An 18,895-nucleotide genomic window follows, 5' to 3' on the forward strand; every position below is an offset into this window, starting at 1 on the left:
GGTGCCAGTGGGTCGATTTTGAGAAAACTTGGCCAATTCCCTGCGCCCCGGCGTGGGCGGGGCCGGAGAACCTCCTCGACCAGCCGTACCTCACGGCTCCGGGGGGCACCTCGTAGCCGGTACTCGCGGGGATGCCTCACACCTGAGGCCGCCGTCCCATGTCCGGTCCAGCCGGCGGCACTACGCCCCTGACTGGACGACTGTTTCGGGGAGCCGGACGCTCAAACCACCAGACCGGAACGCGTGCAAGTCGGTCCCCGCGCGGCTGCGCGCCATGGCGAAAGCGCGCTTACCCGTGACCCGCGCCGGGCCATCGAAGAACAAGAGGCCCGCTCGAGATCACCGATCAACCGGCCCAGCAGCGTTGCCGTGAGCCCGCTCACCGGGACCCACTCCGGCATGTCCGGGCACACCGGCTCCCGCATGTGCACCCGCCGGCCCGGGGAGGTCCACGTCGTCGATCTCCGCCCGCAGCCAGTCCGCCACCCGGGCCTGGCCGTCCCACAGCGCCGACCACAGCGCACGGTGAGCCAACGAGATCCCCTCGTCGGCGACGAGTTCCTCGAGCCGCTACCGGCCCACCTTTTCAGGTTCGACCGCCATGCCCCCGTCTCCCGTCTGCCGAGATCGCCTGATCCAGTTCCTGCACCCCGATACCGGACTCCTCACGCCACGTCCGGGTCGGGCGGCTGGTCGTAGGCGCTCAACAGCCCTTCGATGCGCTGGTTGTTGATGGACTGCCGGTCATAGAGACACTTCGCGTACCGGCTCAGCAGGACCTCGACGCTGTTTCCCGCCCGCTGGGCGACCTCGGCGGGGTCCGCGCCCGCGCACAGCCAGGTGGACAGCGCCGAGTGCCGCAGGTCGTAGGGGCGTTTCGCGAGCGGGGTGCTCGTGAGGGCGGGAGGCAGGCCGAGGGCGCGGGCTTCGTGCCAGACGCGGTGGTAGGTGGTGTAGGTGAGGATGCGGCCGCTTTCGCTGAAGAAGAGCCGGCCGTCGTCGGCGGTGCCGAAGGTGGCGACGTGCTCGCGCCACAGGGCCACCAAGTTGGGAGGGAGCGGCACCACCCTGGTGTCGCCGGGCGGGCGGTTCTTCAGCCCGCGGTCGTCGTGGAACTCGCCGGTGTCGGTCCACCGTCTGCCCGCCTGCGGACGGGTGCGGTGCACGATCAGCCGCCCCCAGCCGGTCCGGGGCAGGCGACAATCCGGCAACGCCGCCGCAACCGCCTCCTCCGGACGCAGACCCGCGTAATACATCCCCGCGAAGAACCCCACCAGCCGACGCCCCCGGGCCCGCCGGTAGCCGCCCACGTAGGAGACGGCGCTCAACAGCTCCCGCGCCTGATACGGATTGACCACCACCCGCGGATCCACCGCGATGGCCGGCTTGGGCACCCCCAGCTGATCTTCGCCAGCGGATGACTGCCCAACTCGCCCCTCTCCACGGCGTAGCGGAGGGCGTGCACCAGCACCTTGCGCTTGCGGCGGATCGTCTCCACCGCCGCCTCGCCTCCGTCGATCTTGCGGCGTAGTGACTCCAGCACATCACGTGCCAGGACCGGATCGTGCAGGTCGACCAATGGCCGGGATGCCTTCGCCACCCACTGCAAAACCAGCCGGTCCTCCGCCCCCATGGCCTCCAGCCCCGCTCCGGGCAGGACAAAAGCCCAGTGCCGCAGGGCACGGCGCAGGACTTCCCCCTTCGGACGGCCCGGCACGTCCCACAGCATGGCCACCGTGACCGCGGTCAGCGCCTCGCTGGCCTCGTCCCGGGTTTTGGCCGCCCTTCCGGGCCAGTGCGCGTGCGCGTACTGGGTCGCGAACTCGTACCAGCTCAGCCGGGACGGCCCCCGCGGCTCGCGGGACGAGCTGTCCCCCTGAGCCAGGCCCACACGGATGGCCCGAACCAGCTCCGCACCGAACTCGCCCGCCAGATCCGCGACCGCGCTGCCGCGGTCCTGCCGTCCGTCACCATGCGGCTGCGCCGGGGATCGGTCCGCTGTCTGTTCGGGGCCCGGTGTGGCACCGTTTTGAGGTTCGTTTGGGTCCATACCCGCCTCCTTCTGATCGGCGAGGCATGGCTGCCCGGAATGTCCTTTCGAGCATCCACCAGCGCGGGTGCACTCAGGTCACGCAGGATTGACGGGTAGAGGTCGTCAGTTGTTCGGGATGGCATCTGATTACGGGAGAAGCGCTGATTTTGTGCGACAACGTGATAGGGCCCTCAGGTCGGCGGAAGTGAACTGATCGCTGCCGCCGAGGGCTGATGATCGGTAAGGGCCTCGCCCAGGGCACACCGACACGATTGCCGCCGAACTGGCCGCCAGCCGCGCCGACCTGGCCTCCCGGGCGGGTTCACCGATCACCCACGACCCTGCCGTCCGCGCACGCGCGGCGGCCGTCACCGCTTTCGACACCCGCCGCTCGTACCCGTATCGCCAGCGTGCCGCCGCCCAACGTGCCCACCTGAAGCTGCCGTTGCTGCCCACGACCACCATCGGTTCCTTCCCGCAGACCGGCGAACTGCGCACCGCCCGCGCGGACCTGCGCGCCGGACGGATCGACACAGCCGGCTACGAGGAGCGCATCAGGGCGGAGATCAGCGAGGTGATCGCCTTCCAGGAGAAGGCGAGTCTGGACGTCCTGGTGCACGGCGAGCCGGAACGCAACGACATGGTGCAGTACTTCGCCGAGCAGCTCACCGGTTACCTCGCCACCCAGCACGGCTGGGTCCAGTCCTACGGCACCCGCTACGTCCGCCCACCGATCCTGGCCGGCGACATCTCCCGCCCCGAGCCGATGACCGTGCGCTGGACGACGTACGCCCAGGCCCTCACCTCGCGTCCGGTCAAGGGCATGCTCACCGGTCCGGTCACCATGCTCGCCTGGTCCTTCGTCCGCGACGACCAGCCGCTCGCCGACACGGCCCGCCAGGTCGCCCTCGCGCTACGCGAGGAGGTGGGCGACCTGGAAGCGGCCGGGACGTCGGTCATCCAGGTCGACGAGCCGGCCCTGCGCGAGACACTGCCCCTGCGCGCCGCCGACCGTCCGACGTATCTGGCGTGGGCCACCGAGGCGTTCCGGCTCACCACCGGCGGTGTACGGCCGGACACGCAGATCCATACCCACATGTGCTACGCCGAGTTCGGCGACATCGTCCAGGCCATCGACGATCTCGACGCCGACGTGATCAGCCTGGAGGCCGCCCGCTCCCACATGCAGGTCGCACGCGAACTCACCTCGCACGGCTACCCGCGCGAGGCCGGGCGGGGCGTGTACGACATCCACTCACCGCGCGTACCGGGCGCGGCGGAAGCAGCAGCCCTGCTACGGAAGGGACTTGAGGCGATTCCCGCAGAGCGGCTGTGGGTCAACCCCGACTGCGGGCTGAAGACCCGCGGCTGGCCCGAGACCCGCGCTTCCGTGGAGAATCTGGTCGCCGCGGCCCGCATGGTGAGGAGTGAGCTGACCGTGTCCTGATTACAGCGACCGGCCGGGGTCGGAGTGCTCGAGCTCTGGCCCCGGCCGGTCGCCGGCCACAGCGGGAGCACCCGCTTGGACGGGCAGGTAGCGTGCGCGTGCTCGGGCAGTGCCCCATCCGGCGGAGACTTGCATCCCACGACTTCCCGACGGCAGTAGCGACCGCGTGACCCGCCGCGCCCCCCTCATCTCGTCCGCGATGAACCCGTCGCTGCGTCCGGCCGACCGTGTCGTCACCTCGCCCAGCGTGCGCTGCGGGGAAACGGCCGCAGCCCTCGGACTCAACGATCGGCTTCTTTGGAGACGTCGGTGCTCTGAGGCACCGCAGCAAGCGAGGAAGATCGCAGTACGAGGAACGGGACGGCCAGGGCGAGAGTGCCCACGGCCAGGCCGTTCCACAGCCCCAGCCAGGTTCCGACGGCGCCGGCCAGGAGTGCGGCCACCGGCTGGGTAGCCGTAGACCACCCAACGACTCGTGGCGAGCATGCGGCCCTGCAGCGCAGGGTCGCAGACGGCCTGACGGACGGGGCGCTGCGTGGAGCCCTGCGATACGGCGCACCCCAACTGGACGAACATCGCCAAGGCGACGGCATTTGCAAAGGACGACCGGGCGTGGCGAGCAGGAGCGGCACCTCCGTGAACGGGGCCAGGGCCAGGGCGGTGAGCATGACCCGCACCGGACCCGTACCGCGTGACCAGCGGGCGGACGACGAGGGCGCCGCAGAACCCGCCCAGTGCCGCCACACTCAGCGTCGTGCCCAGTGCCGTGCTCGAGTAGTGCAGCTGAAGCAGCAGCTTTGTGTCGGCAGAGATCGTGTCCCTCGCACGTCGTGTCGCTTTGCGTAAGAGCTGAGCTGCTGGCGCGTGTCGCGCTAGGGGGCGCCGTCGTGTCCCTTTCCCAACTGCTGCTTGCGGCGGACATCACGTCTCGCCAAACTTCACGGCCGAGGATGACGGTACGGGGGAGAGGTATCTGAACGAATGGACTCGGTACTGTCCGTCGGTGCGGCAGTTGTCCCAGATGTTCTCGGCGTGCGCGGCTCATCGCCGCGGAGACCAAATGCGGCAGGCACTTCGTCTCAGCGACGTCGGTGAGTGCGGTGACCCGATCAGCGAACTCACTGTCCGTCAAACTCGCTTGAACCAATCGAGTTGAGGGATCCCCAGGCCGTGGCGCCCCTCCCAAGGAACCACACTTCTCCTCCGACGGTCCACCGATAGTCACTGGTTGAGGCCACCTCGGGATTCACACATGTCATTCGTGATCAGGAGTTGGTGTCAGGGAACTGGGCCAGATGAAGGCGGGTACGGTGCTGTGGCACTCTGCTGCCGTCGCCTCGGCGCCCCTGGAAGTAGTCCTTCTGCCAGCCGTGCTCGGACGCCGCAGAGCCTGGAGCGCTGAGCTCGCGCAGGAATGTGCCGCGCGCCGCCGCCCAGTTATCGTGATCGTCGCGCAACGCGGGATCGTCGTCGCGCGCATGCAGGCGTGGGGTGAACGTCTCCAACTCGGCTCTCCGTTGGGGTACAAGCATGCAGATGGGCTCACCGCCCGCGAATGTAACAGTGTGGCCGGGTCGGGTCAGCTTCCAATTCATCGTGATAGAGGCTGGCGACCAGTCTGTCTCGACCAGGCCCTCCAGTGGGGCCGCCCCGTCCCTCGGCCAATTCGCCGGGCCACGCACGAGTAGGTCGTAGCCGGGTGGTGTACGAAAAACCCAGGGCAGGTTCCAGGTCACAATTCCGCAGCCGAAATGGCTCATCGCTGCATATGCAGGCGAGTCACTGTCGTAGCGGACGGTAAGGCCGGCGTGTGCGTCCTCGCCGTTCCAGGTGACCTCAACCTTCACATCGTTGCACACGAGCCAGCCAGCCTGGTTGGCCATCAGCAGGGGCAGGCAGCGGTTGGCGAAGCTGGACGGGGTGCCGGTCATCCACGCCCGGGTTGGAGACGCCGCAACCAAGCGAAGGCCAGGTTCATCGTGCAATGAATAGGCCCCGAAGACACGGTCCGTCACGGCCACGGCTCCTCGTGGTCGGGGTGGGTGGTGCACCAGATCGCCACCGTGTAGCGATGGCCGCCTGAGACGACGCCGACTTCGTGCTCGAAGTCACGGCTACAAGGGAACGCGACCAAGGTGCCCGAAGCCGGAATCACCTCCACCGCGCGGGCCGGGAACCGCAGCGTTCCGCCCATATAGTCACCGCCCATACCACTGGAGTTGAGGTACAGGATCGCAGCGTGGCTACGGAACGGGGTGTGGTTAGGCTCCCACGCCGTACCCACGCGACGCTCGTTGTCGGCATGCGTAGGGTGGAAGTCCCCGGGGTGCATCTCGCTCAGGATGGTGCACTCCAGTCGCAGGTCATCGACGGCGAAGAACTGGCCCAGTTCAGCAAGGACACGCAAGCGGATCGCCTCGATGGCGTCGTAGCCGTGTTCCTTGAGTGAGATCGCTGACATCTCCGTGCGCAGTTGGGTAATCCGTACCGTCGAGTCAAGCGTCTTAACCTTCCGGATCTCGTCGACGAGACTGGCACACTCGGCCGCCGTTGCGAACCCCGGCCGGACCATGATCTGCATTGCGACGCCCCCGGTGGTCTCTGTGCCGACTCGCTGACGATAATGCCCTCAAACCGGTTATCTCAAGGTCGCCGTGCGAAATTGAGTGTGGATCGTCACGTAATTCCCCAGCTGAAAGATCACAGAACTAACCATGCGGAACGCAGAGTTGCCACCACGATGACCACGGGGATAGGAGTCCACTCCTGGTGCTCGCGGTGCCGATGATGGGGAATTGCATGACCACTCACGCCCAGGTGACAAAGACGAAAAACCTGCACGCTCGTTCTTGACGACGGCCGTTCGCCGCCCTCACCATGGCGGTCACGCGATGCCACGAATGAGGAGCGTATGGACCTCTCCGGGCGGCAATTAATCGCCTACACATTGGAGCCTCCGCACCTTCCCATCGAGCCTGCCTCGGTACGTCGCAAGTGGATAGACGCCACACCCGACCGGTACGCAAACCGTTGCTTGCCAATGCTCATCGCCAACCAGCACGGCTGGCACGTCCTGAACCGAGGAACGACCAGCGTGACGTGGAACGGAGGTGACGGCCCAGGAGACGTGTGTATCACCGCCGATGGCTGGGCCGACCCGCCTGTAACGCACTTCGGCAGTGGCATCGTGACTTGGCGCATTCCGTATCTCTTTCGGACCCCGCGGGGCTGGAACATGTTGATGCGCGGCCCCGCCAACCACGTCAAAGGCGGCGCGAGCTCCCTAGAGGGCGTCATCGAGACCGACTGGGCCATCACCCCGGCTTTCCACTCATGGCAGCTCACCGACCCTGGGCGCACCGTGGTCTGGACCGACGGAGAGCCGATCTGCCTACTCGTGCCGCAACGCCGCGGCGACTTGGAGAGTTGGCGGCCGCAGCTGCGGGAGCTGCGGTCCGAGCCGCAGCTGGCGGACGAATACCACCGCTTCGCCGAGCACCGCGCCGCCTTCAGCAAGGCCAACCCGACCGGTTGGGAGAAGGACTATTTCCTAGGCCGGCACCCCGGAGGCGATATTCCAGGGCCGAACGACCACCAGCACCGGCTCCGGCTGCGCATGTTCGCTCCGGCGGAGCCGGACAACACCGAGTGAGGAGACTGCCCATGCCGATCGACGAGACATCGGCCGAGGTGACCACGGAGGTCACGGAGCCGGATGCGCCAGCGACGTTGGAGGCGGCCACTCCTCCGGCGCCCCCACCGCCGCCGCCCCCACCGCCGATTCCGACTCGCTAAACCGTCCATTCCCCGTGGCGTGGCCTGCGCCACGGGGGCTTCACTGTCGAGGAACGCTCAGGTGACCGAAGTCGACCGCCTCACCCTGATGGACAGCGAGATTGACGAAATCGACGGGCTGCTAACCGAGGTTGCCGCGCGACACGGAGCCATCGACGACACAGACTTCCTGCTGGAAGCTGAGAAACTCGCACACGGCCTGCCCTTGCGGTTGCGTGCTTTTCTTGCAACCTGCCGCACCCTCGAACGGCCGCTCTTCTTGGTCGAGGGCTGGCCAGTCGGCGACACTGCATTGGGTCCGACCCCACGAGACTGGCAGGCGGCTTGGCAACACGTCGGATCCAGTCGAGCGAACTCGAACCTTCGGCATCAGATGCTGCTGGTACTGGTTGCCTCGCTCGTCGGTGACCCGTTCGCCCTGTCCTCGGCGCAGGCTGGGCACTTGGTGAACCACATCGTGCCAGTCGCTGGTACGGAGACGTATGTCAGTGCCACCAGCAGCACCGAGGAGCTGACCTGGCACACCGAGGAGGCCGGTTTTCGGTTCCGCCCCGACCACCTCGCCTTCGTCTGCTTGCGGAACCCGCAGCAGGTACCGACCACGATCGGGCTGGTCGGCGACCTGGTCCTCGACCCCGGTATCGAGGAGGTCCTGCGCCAACCGTTGTTTGGCATGCCGCAGGTGGGCGCGGAGGGGCGGGTCGAGTACGCGCCGGTGCTGTACGGGACCAAGGACCGCCCCTACCTCAGTGCTGACTCGGTATACATGACACCGGCGCCTGGGGACGGTGCCGCAGCGGAAGCTCTAGCCGTGCTCAGCGCCGCCGTCGACACGGCCTTGCGGCCTTTCGTCGCCCGGCCAGGTGACATGTATTTTCTCGACAATCACCAGGCGGTGCATGGCCGTCCGGCGTTCCTGCCTCGATACGACGGCACCGACCGCTGGCTGTTACGCGTCAAGATCGGCAGGGACCTACGCGCCTCCAGGGCGTACCGCAGCGGCGCCGGAGCCCGGGTGATCGTTTTCGACCGGCTAGGCTGCCCCGAGTCTGTAGGCTGACCTGACTCTGATAGATCTCGATTTCCAGGTGGCACCGCCGTGATCGAACTACATGAGCTGATTCGCGACCTGCGTTCCGAGCTGACGGTTGCGATGTCGGCCGCGCCTGACGAAGGGCTGCAGTTCGAGCTCGGCCCGATCGAGCTGGAGGTCAGCGTCGGCGTAGAGAAGAGCGGCGGGGCCTCAGCAAAGGTCCGGTTCTTGGTCGTCGATCTGGAGTCCAACGGGCGATTGGCCGCGACGTCCCTGCAGCGGGTGAAGCTGTCGCTCACCCCGCGGACGGTCGGCTCCACCTCGCCGCCGTACGTCTCTGGCAGCGAGCGGCCGGGCGAGCGGTAGTGCCATGCCCTCAACGGGCCGACGTTCGGGGCAGATTCCGGGGCACCGACTCGATCCGCACAGTGCTGCGGAGATCATCACCACCCTGGCCGACGGATCCAGACGCCGCGGCTCCGGCTATCGCGTATCCGAGACAGCGGTGCTCACCGCGGCCCACGTCGTCGTCGGCGCTGAACAGGTGCTGGTCCGATTCGACGCTGACCGCTCCGGTGAGACGGTGGGCTCGGCGACGGTTGCATGGCTCGACGAGACCATCGATGTGGCAGTCCTCGAGGGCGCCTGGCCGCTGCCGGAGAGACGCGACGGCACTCCGCCTGCGATCCGCTTCGGCTGGGTCGACGACATTGACACGGTTCTGTCGTGCTCTTCCGTCGGCTTCCCGAGGTACAAGCTGCGGCGCACCGCCGACGGATGGTTCCGCGACTCGAGCCACGTCCACGGCACCATCGCTGCATTGTCGCACCGGCGCGAGGGCACGCTGGAGATCCGCGTCGGCGCACCGGAGCGCGACCCCGACCCGGACGTCTCCCCGTGGGAGGGCATGTCCGGCGCTGCTGTATTCGCCCGCGGTGTACTTATCGGTCTGATCTCGCGCCACCATCGCTCTGACGGCTTGGGCGTACTCACCGCGACCCGGGTTGACGGCTGGCTCACCCTGCTCGACTCCGAACAGCTCGACTGCCTGCAAACGCTGACCGGCCTACCCACTACGGTGGAGCAACTCGTCGACGTCCTAGGCGAGTCAGCCGATGCGGTGGCCGGCGAGCATGCGCCACCCCAGCCGTCGCGAACGGTCTTTCTCTCCTACGAGGCTGGTGACGACACCTCCGCCGACCAGGTGGTACGGCTGCTGCTGCGGCACAGCATCCAGCCGCTGACCGATCTGGTGCCGTCGGAAGATGCGGTGGCCCCCGACCCGATTGGGGCCGCGCTGGATCAGACAGAAACAGTGGCCGTGCTCGTCGGGCCAGATGGCGTCACTACCCAGCGGTCCAGCAGCATCCGCGCCGCCGTCGAGTACGCCAGCCGCCAGCGCAGCAACCTGCGCATCGTACCCATCTTGCTGCCTGGCGCCTCCGCGCGGCTGTTGCCTGCATTCCTGTCCAAGCAGCTCGCCGTCGACCTGCGTACCGCGCTACACGAGCCGGCCATGACCGCCGAGCTGATCGCCACCGTTGAAGGACTCGCGCCCCAACGGTCGCAGACCGTACTGCCCGACGACCCAGCGCCGTTCCCGAGTCTGCGGGCCTTCACCGCCAGCGAGGCGCCGCTGTTCTTCGGGCGCTCGGCGGAGACCGCACGTCTCATCGAACAGGTGAGCCGCGCTCCATTTACCGCAGTGGTGGGTGCCTCTGGCTCCGGCAAGTCGTCGTTGGTGATGGCAGGACTAGTGCCAGCCGTCGGAGAGCGGACGTTGGTCGCCACCATGGTGCCCGGCCCTTGGCCGTTACGCGCGATGGCGACCCGACTCGCCACGCTCCTGGTCTCTGGGCACCAGGTCACGGCCGCCGACCTCGAGCGGCAACTGCTCCGCGACCCAGACGAATTCGGCAAGCTTGTGCACGACCTCGTCGCCGTCGATGACCGGATCGACCGGCTGTTGCTCATCGTCGACCAGTTCGAGGAGGTCTTCACCCTCAAACCGCGTCAACGCGGAGACATCGATGCACAGCTGCATTTCATCCAGAGCCTGCGCCGGGCCGCGGAGTCCCTCACCGGCGAGGTTCGGATCGTCATCACACTGCGCGCCGACTTCGTCCAGCACTGCCTCGGCTTCACCGAGTTGCGCGAAATGCTCGCGGCCGGCCAGTTGCTGCTCGGGCCACTCGATGATGCCTCGCTGCGCGAGGCGATGCTCATGCCGGCGCAGCACGTTGGCGCGCTGTTCGAACGTGGTCTCGTCGACCGCGTGCTGGCCGACATGCGCGGACGCTCGGGGGCGCTGCCGCTACTGCAGACCGCGCTTGCTGCACTCTGGCGTCACCGCCGCGGTGTGTGGCTCACTCACGCGGACTACGACGCCGTCGGCGGGATCGGCGGCGCTTTGAACCGGCTGGCCAACGACACCTACGCGCGCCTCGATGACCGCCAGCGGGAGCTCGCCCGACTGATGTTCCTGCGGCTTGTGGCATTCCGCGACGGGGCGTACACGCGACGGCGCGTCCCCCGGCACGAACTCGATCTCGTCGACGCCGACCCGCAGGAAATCGAGCAGGTGATCCTCAAACTCTCGCACCGCGACGCCCGGCTGGTCACCGTCGGCCGCGACACCGTGGAGATCGTGCATGAGGCACTCATTGACAACTGGGACACGCTCATCGCCTGGCTGCAGCAGGACACCGCCGATCTGCGCACGCATCGGCTGCTCACCGAAGCCGCGCAGGAGTGGGCAGACCATGAGCGCGAAGACAGTTATCTGTACCGCGGGCTGCGCCTTGCCGCCGCCAGCGACTGGGCCACCCGCAACGTTGGACTGTTGAGCCGACTGGAAGACGTGTTCCTCACCTCAAGCCGGGTCGCGCAAGACACCGTAGTAGCCCGCGAGCAGTCCGACCGGACTCTCGCCCGCTCCGGACAGGCCATCTTCGAGCTCGAGGCCGCGCCGGAGCAAGCGATGGTGCTCGCATTGCAGGCCGCGGACGACAGCGGGGATATCCCACTCGTACAGCGGACAATGTTCAGGGTATTCAGCCAGGCGAAGATCCGCCGGATCTTGCGCGGACACGCCGACCGACTCTCGGCAGTTGCGTGGCATCCCGATGGTCGGTGCGCCGCCACCGCGAGCTACGACCGCACGATCCGACTCTGGGACGTCGGCCGTGGGCGGCTGTTGGCCGTGATCGAGGCTGGCCAAGACTGTGTAACGTCGCTCGACTTCGACAGCGCTGGCGCACGGCTACTCAGCGGCGGATGGGACGGTACTGCCCGCATCTGGGACGTCGAGAGCAAGAAGGAAATTGGCACGTTGCGCGGTCATGCCAACTGGGTGTCCTCAGTGCGATGGAGCCCCGACAGTCTGCTCGCGGTGACCGGCAGTCTCGATAACACGGCCCGGATCTGGGACGTCGATACCCGCACAACAATCCGCGTCCTGGAGGGCCACAACGACTGGGTACGCTCGGCCGAATGGCATCCGAACGGTGGGCGGATCTGCACCGGAAGTTACGATCACACCGCCGCAGTCTGGGAGGTCGACAGCGGCGAGCGAATTGCCACGCTACAGCTGCACGACGGGCCGGTGCCTGCGGTCGCCTGGAGCCGCGACGGAGCCGAGCTACTGACTGCGAGCGAGGACGGCAGCGTTTGCTTGTGGGACGCCGAGCGATTTACGCCGGTACACCGCCTTCAGGTGACCGCCACGCCGCTTTACGGCGCGGCCTGGTCGCCCATGCAGCGGCGAGTGGCCGTCTGCGGCGAGGACGGGAAGGTTCGTGTCCTCGACGTCGATCTCGGGCAGGCCGTCGACGTGCTACCCGGCCACGTCGGCTGGGCCTCCGGCGTGGCATGGAGCCCCGACAGTCGGCTGCTCCTGTCCGGCAGCGAAGACGCCACCGCCCGCGTCACGAGCGTCGATGAGGGATTTGTGGCGCGAATCGTTGGTCAGCACGACGGCCGTGTGCTCAGCGTCGCCTGGCATCCCGACCGGCGCCGGATCGCCTCGGCGGGCCAGGACGGGTTGGTGCGGATCTGGGAGGTCGACGGCGACGGCCCCCCGACCGAGCTCGCCACCGACGCCGCTGCGGTCGAGTGGAGCCCCAGCGGTCGCAGTCTCGCCATCGGCGGCCATGACGGAAGGATCAGCATCCGCGACGCGTCTACCCTGGCGATGGACTCCACCGTGGACGGCCACCGGGACCGGGTCACCGCGGTGCGGTGGAGTCCCGACGGGCTGCTGCTGGCCTCCACCGCCCACGATGGCTCCGTGATCGTGTGGTCATCCGACGGCTTGCGGGAGCGCTCGCGTCTGGCGGGCGATCAGCTCGTCGAGGATGTGGCGTGGAGCCCGACCGGTGAGCACATCGCCGTCGCCGACTGGCAGACCGAAGCCCGCATTTGGCAGCCCGGTTCCAGCGCCGAACCGGTCCGACTCTCCGCACACACCGCGCCGCTGCACGCGGTTGACTGGAGCCGCAGCGGCCGGTTCGTGCTCACGTCGAGCGGCGACGGCACCACCCGACTGTGGGACGTGCACGACCAACGAGAGGTACGCAGACTGGCGACCGGCGAGTCGCACGCTGCGCGGTTCAACCCGGCCCACACCCACCTCGCCACCGGCAGCCAAGACGGCGGCGTCCGGCTGTGGAACTATACCGACGGCGCCGACCTGCTGGTCACCTATGCCCACCCGGGCGCGGTGTGGGCAGTGGCCTTTCGCTCCGATGGAGAGGAACTTGTCAGCGGTTGCGAGGACGGCGCTGTGCGAGTATGGGTGACCAGCCCCCAGACCGTCCATGCCTCACTGCGCCAGCGGGTCGCCGATCTCTCGGACTGAACGGTGTAGGTGGCCGCGCCGCAACAGCGGCCCTCACCCTCCACCGGATTCAAGCCCGGTACGCACAGGGGGGCACCTGGCAGTCTTCGACCGGGTGCCCCGCCCCTGTACGTGAACGCTCTCGCAGGCGCCGCAGTACCGCACCCTGCGCCGGAGTCCCCAGCCGCCCCTGGGCAGGCGGCAGTCCGGCAGCGCCACCGCGACAGCCTCCTCGGGACGCAAACCCGCGTAGTACATGCCGGCGAAGAACCCGACCAGCCGACGGCCACGAGCCCTTCGGTACCCACCCACATAGGAGACAGCGCTCAGCAACTCCCGTGCCTGGTACGGGTTGGCCACCACCCGCGGATCCACCGCGATGGCCGGCTTGGGCACCCCCCACTGGATCTTCGCGAGCGGATGACTGCCCAACTCGCGCCGCTCCACGGCGTAGCGGAGCGCGTGCACCAGCACCTTGCGCTTGCGGCGCATCGTCCCCACCGCCGCCTCACCCCCGTCGAGCTTGCGGCGAAACGACTCCAGCACATCACGCGCCAGAACCGGATCGTGCAGGTCGACCAGGGGCCGGGACGCCTTCGCCACCCACTGCAGCACCAGCCGGTCCTGCGCCGGCATCTCCCCCTGCCCCGGCCCGGGCACGACAAAAGCCCAGTGCCGCAGAGCACGGCGCAGTGGCTGGTCCGTCGGCCTTCCCGGAAGATCCCCGAGCATCGCCACGGTGACGGCGGTCAGTGCCTCGCTGACCTCGTCCCGGGTCTTCGCCGCCCTGCCGGACCAGTGGGCCTGCGCGTACAGGGACGCGAAGGCGTACCAGCTCAGGTTGGACGGTCCGCGGGAGCCGTTCACGGGGCTGGCGCCCTGGGCCAGGCCCGCGCGGATGGCCCTCACCAGCTCTGCCCCGAACGCGCCCGCCAGATCCGCGACCGCGCTGCCGTGGTCCTCTCGTCCCTCACCATGCAGTTGCGCCGGGTATCGGTCCGCTGTCTGTTCGGGGTTCGGTGTGGCGCCGTTTCGTTGTTCGTCTGGGTCCATGCCCGCCTCCTTCTGATCGGCGGGGCATGGCTGCCCGGAATGTCCATTCGAGCATCCACCAGCGCGGGTGCACTCAGGTCACGCAGGATTGACGGGTGGAGGTCGTCAGTTGTTCGGGATGGCATCTGATTACGGGAGAAGCGCTGATTTTGTGCGACAACGTGATAGGGCCCTCAGGTCGGCGGAAGTGAACTGATCGCTGCCGCCGAGGACTGATGATCGGTATTTTCGTCTTGCCGGAGGGGCGGCGTCGGACGTCAAGGGGGATGCGGTGCTGGACACGCTGGTGACAACGGCCGCTGGTGCGCTTTCCGCCACGGTGGGCGTGCTGGTCGGCGGTATCCTCACGCGTCGCGCTCAGGATCGCCACTGGATACGTGATCAGCAACTCGTGGCCTATCAGGAACTGTTCAGCCACTACGCGAAGTTCACCATGGAGCTCAGACGAGCGCATGCCGACCGGCGCGCATGGGATTACGACTGGGGCGACTGGAGCGCGACCTTGATGCGCGTGAGCCTGATTGCTCCCACGGAAGTCGCGATGGAGATCGACGTTTTTGGCAGCGCCATCAATTCTTTTCTGGACCAGGTGGCACGAGGGGAACGCAACCCACGACACAACCCGCTAAGTGCCGAGGAGTTCGAGCAAGCCAGGCAGGCACCCGCCCAGGCACAGGTGAGGCTGGTCAATGCCATACGCCATTCCCTGAGCAAGGACCACAAGGGGTTGCCCTTTGGAATCGGCGGGTAAGTCGTGACCCAGACTCCGCCACGTGTTCCGACATGGACGGACCAAGGCGTTACGAAAACGCGGGCCAAGGAAGATCCACCGCCATTGACCGCGGGCGAGGAAACGAGCCACTTGTCGCCGTTACGGCCATACCACGCGATCCCCGGTTACCGAAACCGGGGATCACACGCACAATTGGAGATCCACCGCCACTCCCTGACCGCCACACCCGCCGCACCCCGAACCGATCCCGCAACTTCACACGACAGCCGTCTGCATTCACGACCAGGTGCGGCCGGTCCTCGCGCACACACTTCCGGGGCCAGCCGACTCACCTGTGATCCGCACGCCCAGGGCCACGAGGCAAAAGGGCGCACAGCCACCACTGCGCATCCCAGCGTCGGAATGTACTGACCGGCCAGAGCCGGCCTTCGCCCGCCAGATTGCAGCCGTCGCAATCCGCCCGGCGTCCGACTCGCATGCTCGCTGCCGGGGCCCGATAGAGTCCTGCCCTCCGGCCAACGCCACTCACCATGCGGGGCAGGGCCGCCGCGTCGGCTCGCGCACAGCCTCGGCGATGGACTTTGGGCCGAGCCCTCGCCGGAGCCGGAACCCCGGCACGGGCACCCGCTCCAGCCCATCAGGACGAGAAGCCGCGGGGCACAGTCGCCGACCACCCGTACCCCCGGCCACCGCGTGGGAGCGCCCCGAGCGAGCCAGGCGCGCAACCGGCTCACTCCTCCTACCTACGGCACTCCAGACCGCCCTGCTGTTCGATTGAGGGGCGCACCATATACCCCCTACGCTCGACCAAGGAAGTCGTGATCTACGTCACGAGGCATGGATCGACCACCACAGGGAATGATCGAGACAAGACGATCGAACCGGGCATTTCATTCCCGCGGGACATGCGCGGGACGGCGAGCCTGACAATTCGTCAGGTAGGCCGTTGACCTGCGAAAACGCGCGGGAATCCAACGGCCTCCGGAGCCGTGTGCGCAGGTTCGAATCCTGCCGGGGGCACCCTTTCTGAGGTGCCCAAAGACCCCGTCACCAGCGGAAACGCTGAGGCCGGGGTCTTCGTGTATATGCAGCCGTACGCAACGCTGGGCGGCCATGTGCCGCAGTCTGTGGACTATTTGTGGACGGGATCTTGAGGAATCGGCCGAGGCCAGTCCCCGGAAATGACGAAGGCTCCCCGACGGATCCAGGGACCAGGAGCGCGGAAGCGACTCCCCGTCGGTCCACTGTGAAGCGGCCCGGCGCCACCGCACAACGGATGGGCTCCGGACCTGTGGACGGGCTCAGGGACAGGTGGCCGCGGTGTCGATCCTGATGCCGGTCACGGTGAAGGCCGAGGAGAAGTTGACGTGGTAGTTCGGCAGGAGGCAGAGGTACTGCGTTGCACCGGTGCTGTTGACGATGTAGCGGAGATAGGCCCGGTCGTCGTTGCGGGTGTTGTTCACCCAGTTGGCGCCGCGGCTGTTGGGGCCGAGGTTCTGGTAGCCGCTGGTGACGTCCTGGTACGCAGCTGTGGGGGTCCCACCGTTCCACTGGCTGTCGGTGAGATAGAAGCAGACGCGGGGGTATGTGCATCCGTTGTAGGAGGTGGCGGAGGCCGCGGGAGCCGTGACCAGTGCGGTGACCGCGAGAGAAGCGGCTGCCATACCAACGATGGCGGTTCTCCTGATCATGTTCATGCCCGAGAGTCTGGTGGCGGAACGACTGGGTCAGGAGGGTTCTTCCGGCCAATGCGGGAGCTGACGAACGCTGGCCGCAACGTGAGCTGAGCCTTTCTGGCGCCCTTGAGGCAGATAACGATGCCGCTTCGCGCGTCCCGCACCGTGTGAACACGCGGCTCAGCTGACCAATACCGGCGACAACGGGATGTCCTCTGGGAACAACACCAAACCCGCCGACATCGCTCGTCACTCATACTCGCGCAGCAGGTCCTCAATGCGGCGGTTGGCGACCTCCTGCCGACCGTCGACGGGCAGTCAGCGGCGAGGCCAAAACGGCCGGCGGGAGCGCCAGCGCCTGAGCTTCCTGTCAGACGCGGCTGATCAGAAGGGGGAAGGCGATCCACTCGTCGCGCATCTCGAAAAGCACGGCGGTCACCAGCCGTTCCAGGGCGGGTGGGTCAGGGAAGACCTGGACGACGAGAAAGAGAATTTCGGACAGTTCACAGCACGGTGAAGCTGTCTTTCACCACGCTGTAGATCTTGAGCGCCTGGACCCCTGTTTCGGGCTGGTACCAGGTGTTGATCTGGTAGGACTTGCCGTAGGCATCGAAGCCGAGGAGCAGGGCGTGCCATTTCCTCCCCTGCAACGTGAAGGTGTATTCCCAGACGACCGCGGGCCAGCCGCGGAAAGTAGCCCTTTGGAAACTGATCCTTCGATAGTTCTCGGCTTGGGAGGCGGCCTGCTCCGAGATCTGCCATGTATGCATCAGGTCGCCCCGAGCGAGTGAGGACTTGGCTACGAGCTCCTGAGTGCCGTCCGGGGAGGTGTAGTGCACCTCGGTGCCCGTCTTCACATCCCGCCTCCAGCCCTTGGGCAGGACCCAGGCATACCCTCCGTCCTCCTTGTGCGCCCCTGCGGGCAGCGTGGGCGCGGCACCGATGACCACCGGCGACGCCGCTGCTCTCTGGTCGTTCAGAAAGAACGAGGTACCGAACCCGGCACCGAAGACCAGAAGCGCGGAAGCCGCGATGGCCAGCCAGCCCCCACGGACGGGAGCGATGATGCCCCGGACTGCAGTGATCGGACTGTATTTTGAGTTCCCGGCCGAGACATTTCCCGTCAGTTCGATGTCGAGCAACGAGGCGAGGTACCTGCGCCACAGGGTCTGGTCTTTCCGTCGCCCGTGTTCGATGATGCGGTCCAGCGATTCAACGTTGTCGTCCCTGGAATCAGTCAGCGACGCCCAATAGCGTTGACGAAGATTACTCATGGCCGACCTCCGCCCCATCCGGCACCGTGGCGGAGTGCTGGACCGGTTCCAGGGCCGTAACGGCGGGGCGACTTCCGTTGATCGCCGCTTGGACGGTCTTCGCGCTGCCGAGTTGCCGCAGCAGCGCCGGAGCTGAGGCTCCAACCGCGACAGCCGCGAATGCTCCGGTCAACTGGGGGGAGAAGATCCATCCGGCGCTCGCGCCCAAGGAGAGCCGGGTAAGGGCCGCCAGGGCGTCGGAGGGTGCATCGATGTACTTGCCGAGCGGCGGTAGCTGATCTCTCGCCTTGTTTCTCGACAGGGCGCGATGGCGGGCCGCTTGCCACGCAGCGATACGCCCGTAGAAGACCACGATCTCCACGACAAGGCCACCCAGTGCGCCACAAGTGATGCACGTCGTCCACTGCATAGCCTCCCCCTGAGCAATGCTCGCAGCTGATGCGGTTCAGCATTCCAGAGCGGGGGTTTGTCCGGGAAGCTAATGCTCCATAACCTCTTGTGATCTTTTATGAATACTTGATCCATGGGCACCATTCGGACTCAAGGTCGCACCGGGTGAAAGCCGCAGAACACCCGCTCAGAACGGGCCCGACGTGTCGCGTCCCTCCGCCAGTTCGCAGCGATCGCACGCGCCGCGCGACAAGGTCGCAGAGGCAGAGCACGGCCCCATCAGCGGGGACGAGGTGCAGGCGCTGCGCGCCCAGCTGCATCAGGCAAGCGCACAGCAGACCGGTGACAGGGCGTCCGCAGCGTGACACGGTCCTCCGCCACCCCGGGCGGCACGCTGGTGCTGGGCGGCGAAGGACTGGCCTAGGCCGTACTGCGCAACCGAACGGTCACCGCCTGGCTCGCCCTCCCGCGCCGATGACCTGCGCGTGATCGCGTCCGCGGCGACCTTGGTGGGTGCGACAGCTCTCGCCGCCCCCGCCGCCGCCCGTAACCGTGCTCACGTCCGATCCGGATGACCTCACCGCACTCCGCGGGGCGCGCGAGACGGTCATCGAGATTTGAGCTC

General features: G+C 67.2%; 14 protein-coding genes and 2 pseudogenes. 7 read left to right on the top strand and 9 right to left on the bottom strand.

Annotated elements, in window-relative coordinates:
- Positions 1–665 precede the first annotated feature (665 nt).
- On the bottom strand, positions 666–1,394 hold the full coding sequence (locus ACFY1E_RS33340) for a hypothetical protein (protein ID WP_389082590.1): 729 nt from the start codon (positions 1,392–1,394) through the stop codon (positions 666–668).
- The gene (locus ACFY1E_RS33345; RefSeq protein WP_389082592.1) at positions 1,325–2,050 is read right to left on the bottom strand and encodes a hypothetical protein; all 726 of its coding nucleotides are present in this window, start codon (positions 2,048–2,050) and stop codon (positions 1,325–1,327) included. The genes ACFY1E_RS33340 and ACFY1E_RS33345 overlap by 70 nt, the downstream gene beginning before the upstream one ends.
- Positions 2,051–2,268: 218 nt before the next feature.
- Between ACFY1E_RS33345 and metE the strand changes: the two are divergent.
- Positions 2,269–3,479: pseudogene (gene metE, locus ACFY1E_RS33350) on the top strand (5-methyltetrahydropteroyltriglutamate--homocysteine S-methyltransferase); the annotation flags it as partial.
- Positions 3,480–3,760: 281 nt separating this feature from the next.
- Here the strand turns inward: metE and ACFY1E_RS33355 are convergent.
- From ACFY1E_RS33355 to ACFY1E_RS33365, 3 genes are all read right to left on the bottom strand, one after another.
- Positions 3,761–3,922: a hypothetical protein gene (locus ACFY1E_RS33355; RefSeq protein WP_389082595.1), complete on the bottom strand. Its 162-nt coding sequence runs from the start codon at positions 3,920–3,922 to the stop codon at positions 3,761–3,763.
- 822 nt (positions 3,923–4,744) lie between these two features.
- Positions 4,745–5,530 carry a DUF6065 family protein gene (locus ACFY1E_RS33360; protein ID WP_389082597.1) on the bottom strand — a complete coding sequence of 262 codons (786 nt, stop codon included), beginning with the start codon at positions 5,528–5,530 and terminating at the stop codon, positions 4,745–4,747.
- Positions 5,491–6,060 carry a 2OG-Fe(II) oxygenase gene (locus ACFY1E_RS33365; RefSeq protein ID WP_389082600.1) on the bottom strand — a complete coding sequence of 190 codons (570 nt, stop codon included), beginning with the start codon at positions 6,058–6,060 and terminating at the stop codon, positions 5,491–5,493. Before ACFY1E_RS33365 ends, ACFY1E_RS33360 begins: the two co-directional genes overlap by 40 nt.
- Before the next feature lie 330 nt (positions 6,061–6,390).
- Here ACFY1E_RS33365 and ACFY1E_RS33370 point away from each other — a divergent pair, with 330 nt between their 5' ends.
- The 4 genes from ACFY1E_RS33370 (at position 6,391) to ACFY1E_RS33385 (ending at position 13,165) form a co-directional block, all read left to right on the top strand.
- Entirely contained in the window at positions 6,391–7,131 is a 741-nt protein-coding gene (locus ACFY1E_RS33370; protein WP_389082602.1) for a DUF6065 family protein, read from the top strand.
- A gap of 204 nt (positions 7,132–7,335) precedes the next feature.
- Positions 7,336–8,334: a hypothetical protein gene (locus ACFY1E_RS33375; protein ID WP_389082604.1), complete on the top strand. Its 999-nt coding sequence runs from the start codon at positions 7,336–7,338 to the stop codon at positions 8,332–8,334.
- 39 nt (positions 8,335–8,373) lie between these two features.
- On the top strand, positions 8,374–8,673 hold the full coding sequence (locus ACFY1E_RS33380) for a trypco2 family protein (protein WP_389082606.1): 300 nt from the start codon (positions 8,374–8,376) through the stop codon (positions 8,671–8,673).
- A 4-nt stretch (positions 8,674–8,677) separates the two neighbouring features.
- Positions 8,678–13,165, top strand: a complete 4,488-nt coding sequence (locus tag ACFY1E_RS33385) for a trypsin-like peptidase domain-containing protein (protein ID WP_389082609.1) — start codon at positions 8,678–8,680, stop codon at positions 13,163–13,165.
- 33 nt (positions 13,166–13,198) lie between these two features.
- On the opposite strand, the gene ACFY1E_RS33390 is transcribed toward ACFY1E_RS33385, so the two are convergent.
- A complete protein-coding gene (locus tag ACFY1E_RS33390; RefSeq protein WP_389082611.1) occupies positions 13,199–14,197 on the bottom strand; it encodes a hypothetical protein in 999 nt (332 codons plus the stop codon).
- A gap of 271 nt (positions 14,198–14,468) precedes the next feature.
- Between ACFY1E_RS33390 and ACFY1E_RS33395 the strand changes: the two genes are divergently transcribed.
- A complete protein-coding gene (locus ACFY1E_RS33395; protein ID WP_389082614.1) occupies positions 14,469–14,948 on the top strand; it encodes a hypothetical protein in 480 nt (159 codons plus the stop codon).
- 1,283 nt (positions 14,949–16,231) lie between these two features.
- Here the strand turns inward: ACFY1E_RS33395 and ACFY1E_RS33400 are convergent.
- From ACFY1E_RS33400 to ACFY1E_RS33410, 3 genes are all read right to left on the bottom strand, one after another.
- Positions 16,232–16,594: a hypothetical protein gene (locus ACFY1E_RS33400; protein WP_389082617.1), complete on the bottom strand. Its 363-nt coding sequence runs from the start codon at positions 16,592–16,594 to the stop codon at positions 16,232–16,234.
- 515 nt (positions 16,595–17,109) lie between these two features.
- Positions 17,110–17,880, bottom strand: coding sequence for a hypothetical protein (locus tag ACFY1E_RS33405; protein WP_389082619.1), 771 nt, complete (start codon positions 17,878–17,880; stop codon positions 17,110–17,112).
- Positions 17,873–18,241 carry a hypothetical protein gene (locus ACFY1E_RS33410; RefSeq protein WP_389082621.1) on the bottom strand — a complete coding sequence of 123 codons (369 nt, stop codon included), beginning with the start codon at positions 18,239–18,241 and terminating at the stop codon, positions 17,873–17,875. Before ACFY1E_RS33410 ends, ACFY1E_RS33405 begins: the two co-directional genes overlap by 8 nt.
- A 390-nt stretch (positions 18,242–18,631) precedes the next feature.
- Between ACFY1E_RS33410 and ACFY1E_RS33415 the strand changes: the two are divergent.
- Positions 18,632–18,891, top strand: a pseudogene (locus ACFY1E_RS33415) (hypothetical protein).
- Positions 18,892–18,895: the final 4 nt, after the last annotated feature.

The sequence above is a fragment of the Streptomyces sp. NPDC001604 genome, assembly GCF_042893475.1.
Taxonomy (GTDB): Bacteria; Actinomycetota; Actinomycetes; order Streptomycetales; family Streptomycetaceae; genus Streptomyces.